The organism is Enterobacter sp. ECC-019 (assembly GCF_043974075.1).
GTDB classification, from domain to species: domain Bacteria; phylum Pseudomonadota; class Gammaproteobacteria; order Enterobacterales; family Enterobacteriaceae; genus Enterobacter; species Enterobacter asburiae_D.
Map to the genome: position 1 here is coordinate 194,421 of NZ_CP143759.1, position 19,078 is coordinate 213,498.

Here is a 19,078-nt window from a genome sequence, read left to right on the forward strand (position 1 = left end):
CGTAGGCCGGGTAAGGCGAAGCCGCCACCCGGCAAAAACTCACGCACGAAGTCGCTTCGCCAGATGCACCGCCACGTCCACCCCGCTGCGCTCCAGCGAGATGGTCTCCCCTTCCCACGCAGCCTGACGCGTCAGGCAGGTCAGTACGCCGCCGGGCGGCATTTCAATCGCCAGTCGGGCTTCGCGCTCGTTAGCGGAAATCACCGCCTCCTGCCAGCGCACGGTTCGCGCCATGTTCATCGCCAGATCGTCGGCGATTTTTTCCGGCTGCCAGAGCACGCGGCCTGTACTGCCGCTCAGGTATGCGCAGCGTGGGCGTGAAAGGCTGACCGATTCAAACGCCGACGCCAGCTTTTTCGCCGGTTCCGCCAGCAGTTCGCAGTGGGACGGCACGCTTACCGCCAGCCGTTTGGCCTTGCTCGCCCCTTTTGCCAGCGCGCGTGCCGCCGCCTGCGCCATCCCGTCATCGCTTCCGGCAATCACGATCTGCGTTTCAGCGTTCAGGTTGGCAATGTAGGTTCCGGTACCTTCAATCAGCGTTTCCACCTGCGGCAGGGTTAAGCCCATGATTGCCGTCAGGCCGTAACCGTGCGGGTACGCCTGTTCCATTAGATCACCGCGCAGCGCCACCAGCCTCAGCGCGTCCGAAAAGTCCAGCGCGCCTGCGATAACCGCCGCCGGATAAGCGCCGATGGACAGCCCGCTGACGATATCCGGTGTCACGCCGCGACGCTCCAGCTCTCGCCCCCAGGCCACGCCTGAAATCAGCAGACACAGTTGAACCGCGCGGGTATGAGTTAACGCGTCCGCGCCGTCCAGCGTATCCGCTTCGGCACCAAGCACCTCTCGCGCCTGTTCCAGCTCCGTTCCCGGCAGGTTTTGCAGCATGCCTTCATGCTGCGTGCCCTGTCCCGGAAAGGTAAACAGTAGTTTCATCACTCCTCCCTGCGCCACGGATCCGCCACCAGGCGCGGTCCACGGCGTGTTTTCAGCAGCGTTTTGCCGTCGCGTAACCACTCCGCCAGCGCAAAGCCGCCCTCGGGGGTATCCACCTGCGTATCCGCCCGGCATAGCGCGCGGCTCAGTTGCGACTGCCATGCGATAAAAGCATCCGGGGAAATCGGCTGCGGCGCGCGGATCAGCAGATCGAGATCGCTGTCGGCATGGATCACCGGAATGCCGGTCGCCAGCGCGTAGCCGGTGCTGCCGGTAATGCCCCACGTCCACGGCCACGCCTGCTGCGCAAGCTGCAGCGCCACCTGAACCGGCGGCTGGGTGACAAACGGCGAACGCAGCAGATCGGCGGTGGCGCACAGGTCTTCCGGCGATACCACACGCAGCACGTTTTCGGGCTTCACCCATCCGGCCGCCCGCTGGTCGCGGCGCAATCCGCGCACGCCAACGGGAATGCGGCTTTCACTATCAACATCACGCCGCACCACCACCGGCAGGCCAGTATGCCAGGCCGCCTCCACCCAGGTTTCGGTGATGCCTTCCAGCGCGTCGCGCGCGGTAAGCCAGATGAGGTCGTGAGGGCGTAATGTTGTGGTCATAATTACATTCCTGAAGTCAGCGAGATAAACAGCGGCAGCGACAGGATACACAGTACGGAGCTTAACAGCAGCACGGCTTCAGCATCCGGCGACTGCACGCCAAAGCGGTTACCGAACACCACGCCGAAGAAGCCCGCGGAGAGCGCAATCATCAGGATAGCGGTGATCGCCACGGAGCCGTGCAGACCGAAGATCAGCACGATACCCCAGGCTATCGCTGGCTGAATCAGCAGTTTGGCGATGGTGGAGGTGATCACCATGGTGTTGATCTGCAGCTTACGGGCAGAGAGGATCACCCCGGTCAGGAACAGCGCGGCAGCGGTCGCCGACAGCCCCAGCGGTTTAATCGCCGCAAGCACCAGCTCCGGCATTTTGATCCCAATAGCGGACAAAATCACACCCAGCAGCGGGCCCATCACGATCGGTTTTTTAATGGAACGCCACATCAGCACCGGCAGCATGGAGAGCGTTGAGCCCGAGTTATTCCCCTCGGCGCGCGCTTTTTCACGCTCCAGGATCAGCAGGCAGAACGGCGTCATCAGCACGGAGCCGCAGGCAATAGAGACCGCGACGGACAGAGACGTGGAAGAACCTTCCCCCAGCACGCTGCCCAGAATCGGCAGGCCCAGCGCCGCGTAGTTCGGTAAAGCTACCGTCAGGGTCAGCACAGCCGCATCCTGCGGTGATTTTTTAAAGACTTTGATGGCGAGGAAGTAGATGGCCGCATAGGTAATCCACATCGCCAGGGTGAGCACCAGAATCAGCGGCGACTGCGCCACGATGCCGGTCCACGGTGTTTGCACGGTGGCGCTGAACAGCGCGGCAGGCAGTGCAAAATCCATCACGAAGATATTGAGCAGGGAAACGTTTTTGTTATCGACCATCTTTGCCTTACCGGCCCAGAATCCCAGCAGCATGATGACGAAAATCGGTGCAAGAGCATGAACAATTACGTAAGTCATAAATCACCTGTAGTAAAAAAAGTTTTAGCACTGGTGCGATGTTTATTATTTTTCAGGATGCAGGCTCCCACGCGGGCGCAGCGGGCGCGCCCACGGGGTTTGCATCTCTGGCAGGTCTTTTTTTTACTTACCAGCTGGCTCGCATACGTTCGCGTACGAGCGCCGAGCTGCGGCGGTTGTCAGCACCCAGACGGTTTTTAAGCGTCACGTCCTGACGAGCGTCACTGATGGCCTGTTGCAGGGTGGTTTTCACCTGCGCCAGATCGTTATCGGACGGGGCATCCGGATTACTGATATCCAGCAGGCTGGAGAGCAGCCCCAGCGTGGCGTAGTTGCTGATGTCGTAGGCCATTGGCGGAATGGTCGCCGCCAGTTTTTCCAGCGCCTCGACGGTACGCAGGGTAATACGCGCCGCAGACTCTTTGCCCATCGCGTGGATCAGCACGCCTTTGTCGTTAAAGGCGATCAGACGGTTGGCCTGGTAGCCGTGCGCCAGGAACGCGCCGGACATCGCCTTGCCGACGATAAGCCCAATCACCGGGTGACCGGCCAGGCGCGCGTTAGCATACGCGGCAGCGGCTCCTGCCAGCGCCTGATGAATACCAAACGCCTCTTCACGACGGCCATAGGCCTGGCTCGGGACGTCAATCACCGCCACAATCGGGCGCTTCACGGCTTTATCGGCATCCGCCGCGACGGTTTCGCTGACCACCTTCGCCAGCGTCCAGCCTTCCAGCAGACCGACCTCACCTTTCGCCGCCCGCGGGAAGTGGTTGTTGGCATCCGGCACCACGGCCACAAAGCGCACCGCCTCACCGTTCAGCTCGCCGTCTGCCGCCTGCACGGACGGGCAGAGCCCTTCGATACGTTTGGCGTTCGGGGCGAGGGTTTCCAGCCAGAGCTCGCCACGGCTTTTTGAATTACTCATCATTTCACCTCCCGGGCAAAAAGCGCGTTAATCTGTTCGGCATCGGCCTGCTTGCGGGTGTCGAAATGGGTCAGACGGTTCAGGTAATCGTCGTAGTTATCGGTGCGGTGTTTCGCCGGCACGCCTTTGGCAATCGCGTCGTTCATCGCCGCTTTCACCGCGTTTACGCCGTCGCCCACCAGGGCATCCACCAGGCCGCTTTGATAGCGCACTTCGCCGCCGGTCATGCTCCAGATAAACGGACGGTCGCGGGAGTCGTACTCTTCAATGCCCGCCTCCTGTTCGATAACCTGCGGACCGTTGAGGCCAAGACGCGCTTCGCGGGTCACAATCAGGTAGCTGCACAGCGCCGCGGCAATGGACATCCCGCCGAAGCAGCCTACCGTCCCGGCCACAATCCCGATGACGGGGGTGTAGCGACGCAGGTCTACAATCGCCGCGTGGATATCGGCAATCGCCGCCAGGCCGAGGTTCGCTTCCTGCAGGCGCACGCCGCCGGTTTCGAGGCACAGCACTGCCTGCGTCGGAATGCCGTTACGGTTATCTTCCGCCGCCAACTCCAGCGCCGCCGCCATTTTTGCACCGGACACTTCGCCCATGCTGCCGCCCTGGAACGCGCCTTCAATCGCGACCACGACCGCAGGCTGACCGTTGATGGTGCCTTTTGCGACGACCATGCCGTCATCGGCCTGCGGGACAATGCCCTGCGGCCCAAGCCACGGAGAGATAATGCCTTCAAACGGATCCAGCAGTTCGCGGTAGCTGCCGTCATCCAGCAGGGCCTGCGCGCGCTGGCGCGCTTTTAGTTCGATAAAGCTGCTGTCATCACGCATGGCTCACCCCCTCAAAAACCTGTTCGATGCGAATGCGGGCCACGCCCGGCGTCGCGCCGAAGTCATGAATGGTCAGTTTTCCTGCAGGCAGGCTGCTGACCGTTTGCAGGCGGTTGAACAGCGCCTCCCAGCGGCCACGGCTGTTGTCGACTGAGGTGGTAATATCAATGGTTAGCGTCTGGCCCGGTTCGGCGGTGAAGAGCACCTCCATATCCCCGGAGCCGACGACGCCCGCCAGCGCCCTGCCGCTTAACGCGCGGCTGGCTGGCACGGTCAATGTAATTTTTTCCATAACATCCTCTTAATGCTTTGAATAAGGCGTTTCGACGCGGTCGAGAAACAGCGTGGCGGCAAGCAGGTCGGCAGCGCCGCCCGGTGAAGCGTTGAGCGAGAGCATCTGGCGGTCTAAGCTCGCCAGCGCCTGCTGGCCCGCAGCCGTTGCACAGCCTCCGGCGTTCAGTACCGCACGGGCACCGCTCTGCATGGCGTCCAGCCCCTCCATTCCGGCGCGCGACAGCACGCAGGTGTCGGTGAGCGAGGTCATGATGGCCATCAGCGCGTCGAGCCTGGCCTGCGCCTCACTGCTGCCGTTCAGACGGCTGAGGCGAAGCTGCGGCAATGCGCGCTGCATAACGTGCGGGAACGCCTGCTGCGCCTCTTCGCGCGCGCCCGGCACGCGGTAGCGGTGCGTGGCGCGCAGACCTTTGCTGAACACCTTCGGTGCCGCCTCGTCCGGCAGCGTCGCCAGCCGCGCGGCGGTGCTGGCGATGTCTTGCGCCCTGGCATCACCGCCCAGCATCGCCACCGCACTCACCAGCAATCCCAGCGCCCAGATCGCGCCACGATGGGTATTCACCCCGTCGGTGGCCGCCATCATCTGCTGTTCGCCTTCGCGGCCAAGACGGCCAACGGTTTGCCGAAGCGCAATATCTGCCGGACGCTGCCAGCTTTGCTGCGCCAGCGCCTGAAACGTGGGAGTCAGGCTGCGCGCGGAGCGCTCCATCAGCGCAAGGGATAAATCGTGGTGCGCGCCGTTCCCCCGACTGTCCACCAGACCGGGTTTCGGGCTTAAACGTGCTTCGTCAATCAGACACTGCGTGGCGGTTCGCGCCAGCCATTCGGCACCGCCTTCAACCTGAATCTGGGGCAGAAGTTTCATTACCAGCTCCGGAATTTCGCAGGTGGGTTATACAGACCGCCGGACCACTCCACGAGGTCAGCCACGCTGCCCGCAGCCAGCAGAGAGCGGGTGGCGTCGGTGCGGCGGATACCCATATCTTCCGGATACACCACCTTGCCGCTCTGGCGCAGTTCCGCCACGCGTTTGGCATCAACGCCCAGGCCGATATCGGTGATCCCCGCGACGGCGGCAACCATGGCCCGACGCTCTTCCAGATCTTTCGCCCGGTAGAGGTAGGCAATCCCCTCTTCCGTCAGCACGTGCGTCACGTCATCGCCGTAAATCATTACCGGCGCCAGCGGCATGCCGGAGGCTTTCGCCACGTCAACGGCATCGAGTTTTTCCACGAAGGTTGGCTTCACGCCCGCCTGGAAGGTTTCGACCATCTGCACGACGAGTTTTTTACCGCGCTGCATCGGGTCAGGCTCGGTGATCATGTTCAGCCAGGCCGGGGTGGCGTGACGACGACCGTGCGGGTCATGGCCCATGTTTGGCGCACCGCCGAAGCCGGAAAGACGACCGCGGGTCACGGTTGAGGAGTTGGCGTAACCGTCAACCTGCAGCGTAGAGCCGATAAACATATCCACCGCGTACTGGCCTGCCAGCTGGCAGAAGGCGCGGTTGGAACGCATGGAGCCGTCGGCACCGGTAAAGAATACGTCCGGACGGGCGCGGATGTACTCTTCCATCCCCAGCTCGCCGCCGAAGCAGTGCACGCTTTCCACCCAGCCGCTTTCAATGGCGGGGATCAGCGTCGGATGCGGGTTCAGCGTCCAGTGTTTACAGATTTTGCCCTTCAGGCCGAGCTGTTCGCCGTAGGTGGGCAGCAGCAGCTCAATCGCCGCGGTGTTAAAGCCGATACCGTGGTTCAGGGACTGCACCTGGTGCTCCGCGTAGATGCCTTTGATGGCCATCATCGCCATCAGGATATGTTCCTGCTTAATGAGGCGCGGGTCGCGGGTGAACAGCGGTTCAATAAAGAACGGTTTGTCCGCAACGACCACGTAGTCGATCCAGGAGCCCGGAATATCCACGCGCGGCAGGTCGCACTCGTCGTCCACCAGCTCGTTCACCTGCGCGATGACGATGCCATCGTGGAACGCGGCGGCTTCCACCAGCGCCGGGGTATCTTCGGTACTCGCCCCGGTATAGAGGTTGCCTTTGCGGTCGGCTTTAAAACCGGCAATCAGCGCCACATTGGGCGAAAGGTCGACGTAGAGGCGTGAGTAAAGTTCGATGTAGGTGTGAATCGCACCGATTTCGAGCTGACCGTCTTCCAGCAGCTGCGAAATACGCAGGCTTTGCGTCCCGGAGAAGGAGAAGTCCAGCTTGCGGGCGATGCCTTTCTCGAAGATGTCCAGATGCTCGCTGCGGCCGACGCTCGGCATGATCATATGCAGGTCGTGGACAATTTGCGGGTTCACTTCGGCCAGCGAGCGGGAAAGGAAATCCGCCTGCTTCTGGTTGTTCCCTTCCAGAACGACCTTGTCGCCAGGCGCGATTAATTTTTCCAGCATGGCGACAAGATCGCCGGTTGGCAGTACCTTGCCCTGCACCGGTACGGAGGCCAGACGACGCGCTTTTTCGCTGCGTCGCGTGTTCCATTGCCGGGTGGGTGTTTGCCCAGATAACATTATTAACCTCCTGATTCAGCTAATCATTTTGATTTGCTTAACGTTGAGTAAAGTGTGCGCTCTGGTGAGAAAGGCATCAATTAAGCGTAGAGCGGAATCATTAGCCTGAGAGTAATAATCAAGGTAAAGATTTGTGATCGGGATCAGTTCATGTTTCGGAAAACCAGGCTAAACGGGGTACAATTCGGAAAGTACCGTAAATTTCTGACAAGAATCAGCATCGCCCTTATGACCCAAATCATTCCATCAGACTTCGACATTGCGGCCGAAGACAGCACCGAGTTCGTGCCCATGCGCGGCGTGGCTAACCCCCACCTGCAGACCATGCTGCCGCGACTGATCCGCCGCAAGGTTCAGTTCACCCCGCACTGGCAACGGCTTGACCTGCCAGACGGTGATTTTCTGGATCTCGCCTGGAGCGAAGCGCCGGAACAGGCCCGCCATAAGCCGCGTCTGGTGGTTTTTCACGGCCTGGAAGGCAGCCTGCACAGCCCGTATGCGCATGGATTAATTGAGGCGGCAAAAGCGCGCGGCTGGCTCGGCGTGGTGATGCATTTTCGCGGCTGCAGCGGCGAACCGAATCGTCAGAAACGCATTTATCACTCGGGTGAAACCGAAGACGGTACGTGGTTTTTACACTGGCTGCGGGACAACTTTGGCACCGTGCCAACCGCCGCGGTGGGCTACTCGCTGGGCGGAAATATGCTGGCCTGTCTGCTGGCCAAAGAGGGCGAAAGCGTCCCGCTGGATGCCGCCGTCATTGTCTCCGCGCCGTTTATGCTGGAGCAGTGCAGCTATCACATGGATAAAGGCTTTTCCCGCGTTTATCAGCGCTACCTGCTCAACCTGCTGAAGGCCAACGCGGCGCGTAAGCTGAAGGCCTACCCGGATACCCTGCCGGTCAGCCTGCGCCAGCTGAAAAAGGTGCGCCGTATTCGCGAGTTCGACGACCTGATCACCGCGAAAATCCACGGCTTCGCCGATGCGATTGACTATTATCGTCAGTGCAGCGCGATGCCGCTGCTCAGCAAGATCACGCAGCCGACGCTGATTATTCATGCCAAAGATGACCCGTTTATGGATCATCACTCGATCCCCGCTCAGGAGTTCCTGCCCGACAACGTTCACTATCAGTTGACGGAGCACGGCGGCCACGTCGGGTTTATCGGCGGCACGCTGCGCCGCCCGAAAATGTGGCTTGAAGCGCGAATTCCTGACTGGCTAACCCCTTATCTGGACGGTGCAAAATGATTATTCCCTGGCAGGATCTGGCTCCCGAAACGCTCGATAATCTGATTGAAAGCTTTGTATTACGCGAAGGCACCGATTATGGTGAACAGGAACGCTCGCTTGAGCAAAAGGTCAACGATGTTAAGCGCCAGCTGAAAAGCGGCGACGTGCTGCTGGTGTGGTCAGAACTGCATGAGACGGTCAATATCATGCCCCGCAACGCGTTTCACGGCTGATCTTCCACACTTTTCAGTCAGGGAGTTGCTATGTCTGCCAGACATCCGGTTATTGCCGTTACGGGGTCGAGTGGTGCGGGAACCACCACCACCAGCCTCGCATTTCGCAAGATTTTCGCCCAGCTGAATCTCCGTGCGGCGGAGGTCGAAGGCGACAGCTTTCACCGCTACACGCGTCCGGAAATGGACATGGCCATCCGTAAGGCGCGCGATTCGGGTAAACACATCAGCTACTTCGGCCCGGAGGCCAATGACTTCGGCCTGCTGGAACAAACCTTTATCGAGTACGGTCAGAGCGGCAAAGGGCAGTCCCGCAAATATCTGCATACCTATGATGAAGCCGTTCCCTGGAATCAGGTACCGGGAACCTTTACCCCGTGGCAACCGCTGCCGGAACCCACCGACGTCCTGTTTTACGAAGGACTGCACGGTGGCGTGGTCACCCCTCAACACGACGTGGCGCGCCACGTGGATCTGCTGGTCGGCGTGGTCCCTATCGTTAACCTGGAGTGGATCCAGAAGCTGACGCGTGACATGAGCGAGCGCGGCCATTCTCGCGAAGCGGTGATGGACTCCGTGGTGCGCTCCATGGAGGATTACATTAACTTCCTGACGCCGCAGTTCTCCCGCACCCATATCAACTTCCAGCGCGTGCCGACGGTGGACACCTCCAACCCGTTTGCCGCCAAAAGTATCCCGTCTCTGGATGAGAGCTTTGTGGTGATCCATTTCCGCAATCTCGAAGGCATTGATTACCCCTGGCTACTGGCCATGCTGCAGGGCTCGTTTATTTCGCACATGAATACGTTAGTGGTGCCGGGCGGAAAAATGGGGCTGGCGATGGAGCTCATCATGACGCCGCTGGTGGAGCGACTGATGGAAGGGAAGCAGATCGCGTGAGTTGTTTTGCCCGGTGGCGCTGCGCTTACCGGGCCTACGGTCGTGCTTTTGTAGGGCGGGTCAGCGAAGCGCCACCGGGCTTTGTTTTTAAGCCTCGATCACTTCATACGAATGCGTGATTTTTACCGCTTTCTCCAGCATTAACGCCACCGAGCAGTACTTCTCCGCAGACAGGTCCACCGCACGCGAGACCGCCGCGTCTTTCAGCTCTTTACCGGTGACCACAAAGTGCAGGTTAATATGGGTGAACAGGCGTGGCGCCTCTTCGCGACGTTCTGACGTGAGTTTAACCTCACAATCCGTCACGTCATGACGACCTTTTTGCAGAATCGACACCACGTCAATTGCGCTGCATCCCCCTGCCGCCATCAGCACCATTTCCATTGGGCTAGGCGCTTTATCGCCGGAGTTACCGTCCATCAAAATCTGGTGTCCTGACGCGGACTCGCCCAGGAACGTTAAACCTTCAACCCATTTCACGCGCGCTTGCATATTCTTAAACTCCAACGTTGCATTTTTGATGACAGATTACGCGTGCGTTACATTTCTCGCAATGGAAGGCGACCTGCATCATGCTGAAGCGAGACACCAGGAGACACGCGGCGAAAGCTATGCTAAAACACTCTGGATGCTACAGTAATACATTGACGTTACACATGTATGCAGAGGACATCAAACTTTACTGGCTGCGAAACGTTACGGTAGCCGACTTCCCAGGGTATGGGTAAGAATTCGATTGCAACCCCAGAGTCCGGATGCATCTGATGACTCTGGTGACAGCTTATAACAGAGGATAACAGCGCATGGTGCTTGGCAAACCGCAAACAGACCCGACTCTCGAATGGTTCTTGTCTCATTGCCACATTCATAAGTACCCATCAAAGAGCACGCTGATTCACCAGGGTGAAAAAGCGGAAACGTTGTATTACATCGTTAAAGGCTCGGTGGCAGTGCTGATCAAAGATGAAGAAGGGAAAGAGATGATCCTTTCTTATCTGAACCAGGGCGATTTTATCGGTGAACTGGGCCTGTTTGAAGAGGGCCAGGAACGTAGCGCCTGGGTTCGTGCAAAGACAGCATGTGAAGTGGCTGAAATTTCTTACAAGAAGTTCCGTCAGCTGATTCAGGTTAACCCTGACATCCTGATGCGTCTTTCTTCCCAGATGGCTCGCCGTCTGCAGGTCACGTCAGAGAAAGTGGGTAACCTCGCCTTCCTGGACGTGACCGGCCGTATCGCGCAGACTCTGCTGAACCTGGCGAAACAGCCAGACGCCATGACCCACCCGGACGGCATGCAAATTAAAATTACCCGTCAGGAAATTGGTCAGATCGTCGGTTGCTCCCGTGAAACAGTGGGCCGTATCCTGAAAATGCTGGAAGATCAAAACCTGATCTCCGCCCACGGTAAAACCATCGTGGTCTACGGAACGCGTTAATTCCGCTTAAACGGCGTGCCATCGCAAGGTGTCACGCCGTTTTTGTCTCTATTCCCCATGTGGCGCAGGCTGATCTATCACCCGGAAGTTAACTACGCACTGCGACAAACGCTGGTGTTGTGTCTTCCTGTGGCCATAGGCCTGATCCTCGGACATCTTCAGCAAGGCCTGCTGTTTTCCCTCGTGCCCGCCTGCTGCAACATCGCCGGTCTTGACACGCCGCATAAGCGCTTTTTCAAACGCCTGATTATCGGCGGCTGCCTGTTTGCGGGCTGTAGCCTCGCCGTGCAGCTGTTACTGGCTCGTGATATCCCGCTGCCGCTGATCCTGACCGTGCTGGCGATGACGCTCGGCGTCACGGCGGAAATCAGTTCGCTGCACGCCCGCCTGCTTCCCGCCTCACTGATTGCGGCCATTTTTACGCTGAGCCTCGCCGGGAATATGCCGGTGTGGGAGCCGCTGCTGATCTACGCCCTTGGCACGCTCTGGTACGGACTGTTTAACTGGTTTTGGTTCTGGCTATGGCGCGAACAGCCGCTGCGTGAATCCCTGAGCCTGCTCTATGTGCAGCTTGCGGATTACTGCGAAGCCAAATACACCCTGCTCACCCAGCATACCGATCCGGAAAAATCCTTACCCCCGCTGCTGACGCGCCAGCAGAAGGTGGTGGATCTGATAAGCCAGTGCTATCAGCAGCTGCATATGCTAGCCGCCAACAAGAACCACGAGTATAAGCGGCTGCTGCGCACCTTCCAGGTCGGGCTGGATCTGCAGGAGCATATCTCCGTTAGCCTGCACCACCCGCAGGAGGTGCAAAAGCTGGTCGAGCGCAGCCACGCCGAAGCGGTGATCCGCTGGAACGCGCAAACCGTATCCGCGCGCCTGCGCGTGCTGGCCGATGATATTCTCTATCACCGCTACCCGACGCGCTTTAACATGGATAAGCAGCTGGGCGCGCTGGAGAAAATCGCCCGTCAGCATCCGGATAACCCCGTCGGCCAGTTTGCCGCCTGGCACTTCAGCCGTATCGCCCGCGTGTTGCGCACGCAGCGCCCGCTTTATCCCCGCGACCTGATGGCGGATAAGCAGAAACGGCTTCCGCTATTGCCCGCGCTCAAAAGCTATCTTTCTCTTAAATCCTCCGCCCTGCGCAACGCCGCAAGGATTAGCGTGATGCTCAGTACCGCCAGCCTGATGGGCATGGCGCTGCACCTGCCGAAACCCTACTGGATCTTAATGACCGTGCTGTTTGTTACCCAGAACGGCTACGGCGCCACGCGGGTGCGTATTCTGCATCGGGCTGGCGGAACGATGGCCGGGCTGATCATTGCGGGCGTGACGCTGCACTTCCACGTGCCGGAAGGCTATACCCTGGCAGGCATGCTGGCGGTTACGCTGGTGAGCTACCTGATTATCCGCAAAAACTACGGCTGGGCGATGGTGGGCTTTACGGTGACGGCGGTATATACCCTGCAGTTGCTCACGCTCAATGGCGAACAGTTTATTGTCGCCAGGCTGATTGATACCCTGATCGGCTGTCTGATTGCCTTTGGCGGCATGGTCTGGCTGTGGCCGCAGTGGCAAAGCGGACTACTGCGCCAGAACGCCCACGACGCGCTGGAAGCGGATCAGGAGGCCATCAGGCTGATCCTCAGCGACAATCCTCAACCGACGCCGCTGGCCTGGCAGCGAATGAAGGTCAACCAGGCGCACAACGCCCTGTTTAACTCGCTCAACCAGGCGATGCAGGAGCCGGGCTTTAACTCGCACTATCTGGAAGACATGAAGCTCTGGGTGACGCACAGCCAGTTTATCGTCGAGCACATTAACGCCATGACCACGCTGGCGCGCGAGCACACGATGCTGACGCCCGATCTGGCGCAGCGCTATTTGCAGTCGTGTGAAATTGCGTTGCAGAGGTGTCAGCAGCGTCTGGAATATGACTCGCCGGGTGAATCGGGAGATTCGAACATTCTGGAAGCGCCGGAGACGTTAACCCACGGGCCAATGAGCACGCTGGAGCAGCATTTGCAGCGCGTTCTGGGACATCTGAACACCATGCACACCATTTCGTCGGTGGCATGGCGTCAGCGTCCGCATCATGGGATTTGGCTAACCCGCCGATTGAAGCGAACCGAGTATTAGCCTTTAACGATCTTTGCTACCGCCGCGGCAAAGCGGGTTAACCCGTCTTCAATGTCTTTGTCTTCCACCACCAGCGATGGCGCAAAGCGCATCACGTCCGGCCCGGCATTGAGCACCATCACCCCTTCGTGCGCGGCGGCGTGCAGGAAATCACGCGCGCGGCCCTTGTACTGCGGCTTCAGCTCGGCGCCAATCAACAGCCCCATCCCGCGGATTTCGCTGAACACGTCGTACTGCTCATCAATCTTTTGCAGGTGTTTTACGAACAGCTCGCGCTTCGCGCTAACGCCGTTTAGCACCTCTGGCGTGTTGATGATGTCGAACGCGGCCCCCGCCACAGCACTTGCCAGCGGGTTACCGCCGTAGGTAGAGCCGTGAGAGCCGACGTGAAACGCGGAGGCGATCTCCTGCGTCGTCAGTACCGCACTCACCGGGAAACCACCGCCGAGCGCTTTAGCGCTGGTCAGAATATCCGGCGTCACGCCGTAGTGCATATACGCGAACAAATCGCCGGTACGCCCCATCCCGCACTGCACTTCATCAAACACCAGCAGCGCCTGATGTTCGTCGCACAGCGCGCGCAGCCCTTTCAGGAATTCCGGGGTTGCCGCGGTCACGCCGCCTTCACCCTGGATCGGCTCGACAACCACTGCGCAGGTATGGTCGTCCATTACCGCTTTCACGGCATGCAGATCGTTAAACGGCACGTGGACGATGTCGGCCGGTTTCGGGCCAAACCCGTCGGAATACTTCGGCTGACCGCCAACGGAGACGGTAAAGAAGGAGCGTCCATGGAAGGCATTGTGGAAGGCAATGATTTTGGTTTTGTACGGGCTGTGGCGCGTTGTCGCGTAGTAGCGCGCCAGCTTAAAAGCGGTTTCGTTGGCCTCGGTGCCGGAGTTCATAAACAGCACGCGCTCGGCGAACGTGGCATCGATGATCTTACGTCCCAGGCGCAGCGCCGGTTCGTTGGTGAACACGTTGCTTGTGTGCCACAGGGTTTCGCCCTGGGTTTTCAGCGCCTCCACCAGCGCGGGATGGCAATGACCCAGCGCTGTGACCGCAATACCGCCCGCAAAATCCACATACTCTTTACCCTGCTGATCCCAGACGCGGCTGCCCTTTCCCTTCACCGGGATAAACTCAGCCGGTGCATAAATCGGCAGGATCACTTCATCAAATGTCGCGCGGGTAATTGCTGGTTGTTCAGTTGCCATGTCATGACCATCCATTTTATGTCACAGTGATTGTGAAAATATAATCACAAAATATGCATAAAAAATCACAGCAAGGCAACAGATATTCAGCGATTGAGAAAATTTGCCAGCAGCGCGTGCCCCTGCTCGCTGAGGATGCTTTCCGGGTGGAACTGCACGCCTTCGAGGTCCCATTCGCGGTGACGAATCCCCATGATCTCCTGCGTATCGCTCCAGGCGGTCACCTCAAAGCAGTCGGGCAGCGTCGACGGGTCAATGACCAGGGAATGGTAGCGCGTCACGGTTAACGGGTTATTGAGCCCCGTGAATACCCCGGTGCCGGTGTGGTTGACTGGAGAAGTTTTCCCGTGCATCACTTTGGCGGCGCGTACGATGGTGGCACCAAACGCCTGGGCAATCGCCTGATGGCCCAGACAGACGCCCAGGATCGGCAGCTTGCCGGCATAGTGCTGGATCACATCCAGAGAAATACCCGACTCCGACGGCGTACACGGCCCCGGAGAAATCACGATTTTCTGCGGAGCCAGCGTCTCGATATCGGCGAGATCGATCTCGTCGTTGCGGCGGACAACCACCTCTGCACCCAGTTCACAAAAATACTGGTAAAGGTTCCAGGTGAAGGAATCGTAGTTATCAATCAGCAGAATCATGGCAGCTCCCGAAAAAAATGCCGCCCTATTCTACTCAGATTCCCGCGCTTCGCTCACTACTTTGGCAAAGATAGCGTTTAACGCGGTTAAATCTCCCGTTGCGCCACTTCGGTTAGCCGCCACCCACTGCTCGGGATCGATATCGCGCCAGTCCAGCACGTAGCCCGCGTGGAGCGCCAGTTGCTCGAAGAAAACGCGCTGGGCAATACCGTTGCCGCGCATAAAAGGATGCAGCATGTTGATTTCGCAGTAATAGTGGCTAACCCGGTCAACAAACGCCGCTTTCTCAAGACTCACAAGATACTTTTCGCCTTCCAGCGCCGCCATCAGCTCATTACCCATCTTCTCGATGTACTCAAAATGGCAGAAGGGAATATCCCCTTTAAAAATATCGTCGGTACGGAGCTCACCTGCCTGCTTCATCTCGCTGCGGTACAAATGACGATGAATAAGGCACAGATGGGGCAACCCGGGCGCGGAAGGCCCAAGCTCCAGCGTCTCAATATGGGGGTCTGAGGGACCATTACCTTTTTCAAGGAGACAACTGGCCTGTAAATTGACGTTACGCTGCTGCTCCCAGAGACGGGATTTTTGCTTGTCGGTGAGTTTTTTCACTTAACGCCTCCCTGAATAGTCCGTTTGCCACAAGTATAAGCAGCAAAACGCGCTTTCGCAGGGAGGGTTACATAACGCGGGCAGGAGAAGCCCGCGTTCAGAAGAATTACGGCAGAACTTTTGCGGAGAGGATAACCACCGGTTTTGACGGCACATTCTGATACGGACCGACGTCATGGGTAGGCACCTGAGAAATCTTGTCGGCCACGTCCATCCCTTTCACGATTTTACCGAAAACGGCATAGCCGAAGTCGCGCTGACCATGGTCGAGGAAGGCGTTATCCGCCACGTTCAGGAAGAACTGGCTGGTCGCGCTGTCTTTGTCTGCGGTACGCGCCATGGAGATGGTGCCGCGCTTGTTCAGCAGGCCATTGTCCGCTTCGTTTTTAATAGGCGGGTTCGGCTGTTTCTGCTGCATCTGCTCGTTGAAGCCGCCGCCCTGCACCATAAAGCCTGGGATCACGCGGTGGAAGGTGGTGTTGTTATAGAAACCACTGTTCACGTAGTCGAGGAAGTTTTTCACCGAAACCGGAGCTTTCTGGCTATTCAGTTCCAGCTCAATGTTCCCGGCGGAGGTGGTCAGCAGAACGTGAGGGTCTCCTTTTGCTGCCAGCGCAGCAGGGGAAACGGCAGAAAGAGCAAACACAGCTGCGACAGCCGCCAGTGTTGATTTGAGCATGAGAATTCCTTAACAAAGCGCAATATAAAAAGCGAATGGCTTGATTCTAAAGAGCAGTATGAACGGAGACCAGCCTTTTACCTAATTTTACGAAATTGAAACAGTTGTAACCGCGCAAACGGTTGGCTTTCGCGCCTTTTTGTGTGATCACGATCACACAAAATCATGCAATGAACTTCTAATTTCTCTTAAAAGATATGAATGGATCACTTTAATGTCTAAAATCTGCCCGCTCTCAGCGCCCCCTGGGCGCTTTTCTTTTTCTGAACAGGCCAGACATGACTAACAGCAATCGCATCAAGCTCACATGGATCAGCTTCTTCTCCTACGCCCTGACCGGCGCGTTGGTGATCGTCACCGGGATGGTGATGGGGAATATCGCAGACTACTTCCAGCTGCCCGTTTCCAGCATGAGTAATACCTTCACCTTCCTCAACGCAGGGATCCTGATCTCTATCTTCCTGAATGCCTGGCTGATGGAAATCGTTCCGCTGAAAACGCAGCTGCGTTTTGGCTTTGTGCTGATGGTCGCCGCCGTGGCGGGCCTGATGCTGAGCCACAGCATCGCCCTGTTCTCCGCCGCGATGTTCGTGCTTGGTCTGGTCAGCGGGATCACCATGTCGATCGGTACATTCCTGATTACCCATATGTATGAAGGCCGCCAGCGCGGCGCGCGCCTGTTGTTTACCGACTCCTTCTTCAGCATGGCCGGAATGATTTTCCCGATGGTCGCGGCCGTTCTGCTGGCGCGCAGCATCGAGTGGTACTGGGTCTATGCCTGCATTGGTCTGGTCTACGTGGCGATCTTTATTCTGACCTTCGGCTGTGAGTTCCCGGTGCTGGGCAAGAAAGCGCAAACTACCGCAGAGCCCGTTGCGAAAGAAAAATGGGGCATCGGCGTGCTGTTCCTCTCCGTTGCCGCCCTGTGCTACATCCTGGGCCAGCTGGGCTTTATCTCCTGGGTACCGGAATACGCCAAAGGTCTGGGCATGAGCCTGAACGACGCGGGTCAACTGGTGAGCGATTTCTGGATGTCTTACATGTTCGGCATGTGGGCGTTTAGCTTCATCCTGCGTTTCTTCGACCTGCAGCGCATTCTGACCGTTCTGGCGGGCATGGCGACCGTGCTGATGTACTTGTTCATCAACGGTTCACCGGAACATATGCCGTGGTTCATTCTGACCCTGGGCTTCTTCTCCAGCGCCATTTATACCTCGATCATCACCCTGGGCTCCCTGCAGACCAAAGTGGCCTCGCCGAAGCTGGTTAACTTCGTCCTGACCTGCGGCACCATCGGCACCATGCTGACCTTCGTGGTCACTGGCCCGATCGTGGCCCACAGCGGCCCGCTGGCGGCGCTGCACACCGCTAACGGTCTGTATGCCGTAGTGTTCATCATGTGCTTCATCCTGGGCTTCGTGACCCGCCACCGCCAGCACAACGCGGCAGCAGCGTCTCACTAACCCTTACGCCCCTTTGCGCTCTGCAGAGGGGCTGTTTCTGGCAAAACTTACCTCTTCTCCCCCGACGTCCGTCTGGATCCACGTCTGCGCCAGCTGCGTCGTAGCGATCACCCGTCCCTGACGAATCGACCAGCGCACCGGCACCTGGCAGCGCACGGCTTCAAACCCGCTCTCCGCAGGCAGAATAATCAGGTTTGCCGGGTTTCCGATTTCAATGCCGTAATCGCTCAGGCCGAAGGTCCGGGCACTATTATGGGTGATGAGATTCAGGCCGCTGTCGATTTGCGGATAGCCCATCATCTGACAGACATGTAACCCCATATGCAGCACCTGCAGCATGTTGCCGGTGCCGAGCGGGTACCACGGGTCGAAGACGTCGTCATGACCGAAGCAGACGTTAATGCCCGCGTCCTGCAGCTCTTTCACCCGGGTGATGCCGCGGCGTTTAGGATAGTCATCAAAGCGCCCCTGCAGGTGAATATTGACCAGCGGGTTGGCGACGAAGTTAATCCCCGACATTTTCAGCAAACGGAAGAGCCGCGAGGTGTAAGCGCCGTTATAGGAGTGCATGGCGGTGGTGTGGCTGGCCGTCACGCGCGGGCCGATACCTGCTTCATACGCCAGCGCTGCCACCGTCTCGACAAACCGCGACTGCTCGTCGTCGATTTCATCGCAGTGGATATCCAGCGGGCGGTCATACTTCTTCGCCAGTTCAAAAGCGATATGCAGCGACTGCACGCCATACTCGCGGGTGAACTCGAAGTGTGGGATCGCCCCCACCACGTCGGCCCCCAGCTTTAATGCCTCTTCCAGCAGCGCCGCGCCGTTCGGGTAAGAGAGAATACCTTCCTGCGGGAACGCGACGATTTGCAGCGTCACCCACGGGGCAACCTCCTGCTTCACCTCCAGCATCGCCTTAAGGGCGGTAAGCGTCGGGTCGGAGACATCCACATGGGTACGGACAAACTGGATGCCGTTGGCAATTTGCCACTTCAGCGTTTTCCAGGCGCGCGCTTTAACATCCTCATGACTGAGCAACGCCTTGCGCTCCGCCCAGCGCTCAATGCCTTCGAACAGCGTGCCGGACTGGTTCCAGTTCGGCTCACCTGCGGTCTGGGTCGTATCAAGATGGATATGTGGCTCAATGAACGGCGGGATAGCAAGCCCGCCGCGCGCGTTCAATACTTCATAACTTTCGGCGTGGGTGTCGTCCATCGGGGTGATGTCACCAAATCGCCCGTTCTCAATGGCGAGTTGCCACAGCCCTTCCCGACCCGGTAAACGAACATTCTGAACAAGCCATAACGGTGTTGTAGACATACCCTTCCCCTAAAAAACGCCGCTGATATTCAGGCGTATCGATTTTTGAAAACCGCCCCTGATTTGTACACAAATTCAACGAGCACGAAAAGCCTGC

At 58.4% G+C, this 19,078-nt stretch carries 20 protein-coding genes; 6 read left to right on the forward strand and 14 right to left on the reverse strand.

The window, feature by feature from the left end:
- Positions 1-39: 39 nt before the first annotated feature.
- The 8 genes from mdcH to mdcA form a co-directional block, all read right to left on the reverse strand.
- Positions 40-936 carry a malonate decarboxylase subunit epsilon gene (gene mdcH, locus V1566_RS01055; protein WP_395304823.1) on the reverse strand — a complete coding sequence of 299 codons (897 nt, stop codon included), beginning with the start codon at positions 934-936 and terminating at the stop codon, positions 40-42.
- Positions 936-1,553 carry a malonate decarboxylase holo-ACP synthase gene (locus V1566_RS01060; protein WP_395304824.1) on the reverse strand — a complete coding sequence of 206 codons (618 nt, stop codon included), beginning with the start codon at positions 1,551-1,553 and terminating at the stop codon, positions 936-938. The genes mdcH and V1566_RS01060 overlap by 1 nt, the downstream gene beginning before the upstream one ends.
- Before the next feature lie 2 nt (positions 1,554-1,555).
- The gene (locus V1566_RS01065) at positions 1,556-2,515 is read right to left on the reverse strand and encodes an AEC family transporter (protein ID WP_395304825.1); all 960 of its coding nucleotides are present in this window, start codon (positions 2,513-2,515) and stop codon (positions 1,556-1,558) included.
- Between the two features lie 127 nt (positions 2,516-2,642).
- Entirely contained in the window at positions 2,643-3,443 is an 801-nt protein-coding gene (gene mdcE, locus V1566_RS01070; protein ID WP_395305936.1) for a biotin-independent malonate decarboxylase subunit gamma, read from the reverse strand.
- A complete protein-coding gene (locus V1566_RS01075; protein WP_395304826.1) occupies positions 3,443-4,276 on the reverse strand; it encodes a biotin-independent malonate decarboxylase subunit beta in 834 nt (277 codons plus the stop codon). The genes mdcE and V1566_RS01075 overlap by 1 nt, the downstream gene beginning before the upstream one ends.
- Positions 4,269-4,568, reverse strand: coding sequence for a malonate decarboxylase acyl carrier protein (mdcC, locus tag V1566_RS01080; RefSeq protein ID WP_014885504.1), 300 nt, complete (start codon positions 4,566-4,568; stop codon positions 4,269-4,271). Before mdcC ends, V1566_RS01075 begins: the two co-directional genes overlap by 8 nt.
- A gap of 9 nt (positions 4,569-4,577) precedes the next feature.
- Complete coding sequence (locus tag V1566_RS01085; RefSeq protein ID WP_395304827.1) at positions 4,578-5,435, reverse strand: triphosphoribosyl-dephospho-CoA synthase; 858 nt, start codon at positions 5,433-5,435, stop codon at positions 4,578-4,580.
- Positions 5,435-7,090, reverse strand: a complete 1,656-nt coding sequence (gene mdcA / locus V1566_RS01090; protein ID WP_023298766.1) for a malonate decarboxylase subunit alpha — start codon at positions 7,088-7,090, stop codon at positions 5,435-5,437. Before mdcA ends, V1566_RS01085 begins: the two co-directional genes overlap by 1 nt.
- Before the next feature lie 228 nt (positions 7,091-7,318).
- Between mdcA and V1566_RS01095 the strand changes: the two genes are divergently transcribed.
- The 3 genes from V1566_RS01095 to V1566_RS01105 are packed head-to-tail and all read left to right on the forward strand — an operon-like array spanning position 7,319 to position 9,456.
- Positions 7,319-8,341 (forward strand): hydrolase, encoded by a 1,023-nt coding sequence (locus V1566_RS01095; protein WP_029741379.1) that lies wholly within the window; start codon positions 7,319-7,321, stop codon positions 8,339-8,341.
- A complete protein-coding gene (locus tag V1566_RS01100; protein WP_063144226.1) occupies positions 8,338-8,556 on the forward strand; it encodes a YheU family protein in 219 nt (72 codons plus the stop codon). Before V1566_RS01095 ends, V1566_RS01100 begins: the two co-directional genes overlap by 4 nt.
- 30 nt (positions 8,557-8,586) lie before the next feature.
- On the forward strand, positions 8,587-9,456 hold the full coding sequence (locus V1566_RS01105; RefSeq protein WP_063441821.1) for a phosphoribulokinase: 870 nt from the start codon (positions 8,587-8,589) through the stop codon (positions 9,454-9,456).
- Positions 9,457-9,543: 87 nt separating this feature from the next.
- On the opposite strand, the gene V1566_RS01110 is transcribed toward V1566_RS01105, so the two are convergent.
- Positions 9,544-9,948, reverse strand: a complete 405-nt coding sequence (locus V1566_RS01110; protein WP_008503018.1) for an OsmC family protein — start codon at positions 9,946-9,948, stop codon at positions 9,544-9,546.
- Positions 9,949-10,259: 311 nt separating this feature from the next.
- Here V1566_RS01110 and crp point away from each other — a divergent pair, with 311 nt between their 5' ends.
- Positions 10,260-10,892, forward strand: a complete 633-nt coding sequence (gene crp / locus V1566_RS01115; RefSeq protein ID WP_000242758.1) for a cAMP-activated global transcriptional regulator CRP — start codon at positions 10,260-10,262, stop codon at positions 10,890-10,892.
- Between the two features lie 57 nt (positions 10,893-10,949).
- Positions 10,950-13,037 (forward strand): YccS/YhfK family putative transporter, encoded by a 2,088-nt coding sequence (locus tag V1566_RS01120; RefSeq protein WP_395305937.1) that lies wholly within the window; start codon positions 10,950-10,952, stop codon positions 13,035-13,037.
- Here the strand turns inward: V1566_RS01120 and V1566_RS01125 are convergent.
- The 4 genes from V1566_RS01125 to ppiA form a co-directional block, all read right to left on the reverse strand.
- The gene (locus tag V1566_RS01125) at positions 13,034-14,254 is read right to left on the reverse strand and encodes an aspartate aminotransferase family protein (protein ID WP_395304828.1); all 1,221 of its coding nucleotides are present in this window, start codon (positions 14,252-14,254) and stop codon (positions 13,034-13,036) included. The two genes, V1566_RS01120 and V1566_RS01125, sit on opposite strands and share 4 nt — an antisense overlap.
- Positions 14,255-14,340: 86 nt before the next feature.
- Complete coding sequence (gene pabA, locus V1566_RS01130) at positions 14,341-14,904, reverse strand: aminodeoxychorismate synthase component 2 (protein WP_395304829.1); 564 nt, start codon at positions 14,902-14,904, stop codon at positions 14,341-14,343.
- A gap of 30 nt (positions 14,905-14,934) precedes the next feature.
- Entirely contained in the window at positions 14,935-15,519 is a 585-nt protein-coding gene (locus tag V1566_RS01135; RefSeq protein ID WP_395304830.1) for a putative adenosine monophosphate-protein transferase Fic, read from the reverse strand.
- A gap of 106 nt (positions 15,520-15,625) precedes the next feature.
- The gene (gene ppiA / locus V1566_RS01140; RefSeq protein WP_023309471.1) at positions 15,626-16,198 is read right to left on the reverse strand and encodes a peptidylprolyl isomerase A; all 573 of its coding nucleotides are present in this window, start codon (positions 16,196-16,198) and stop codon (positions 15,626-15,628) included.
- Positions 16,199-16,476: 278 nt separating this feature from the next.
- Between ppiA and tsgA the strand changes: the two genes are divergently transcribed.
- Positions 16,477-17,661 carry an MFS transporter TsgA gene (gene tsgA, locus V1566_RS01145; RefSeq protein ID WP_121426109.1) on the forward strand — a complete coding sequence of 395 codons (1,185 nt, stop codon included), beginning with the start codon at positions 16,477-16,479 and terminating at the stop codon, positions 17,659-17,661.
- A gap of 3 nt (positions 17,662-17,664) precedes the next feature.
- Here tsgA and V1566_RS01150 read toward each other — a convergent pair whose 3' ends face one another.
- Positions 17,665-18,981, reverse strand: a complete 1,317-nt coding sequence (locus V1566_RS01150) for a cytosine deaminase (protein ID WP_395304831.1) — start codon at positions 18,979-18,981, stop codon at positions 17,665-17,667.
- Between the last annotated feature and the right edge of the window lie 97 nt (positions 18,982-19,078).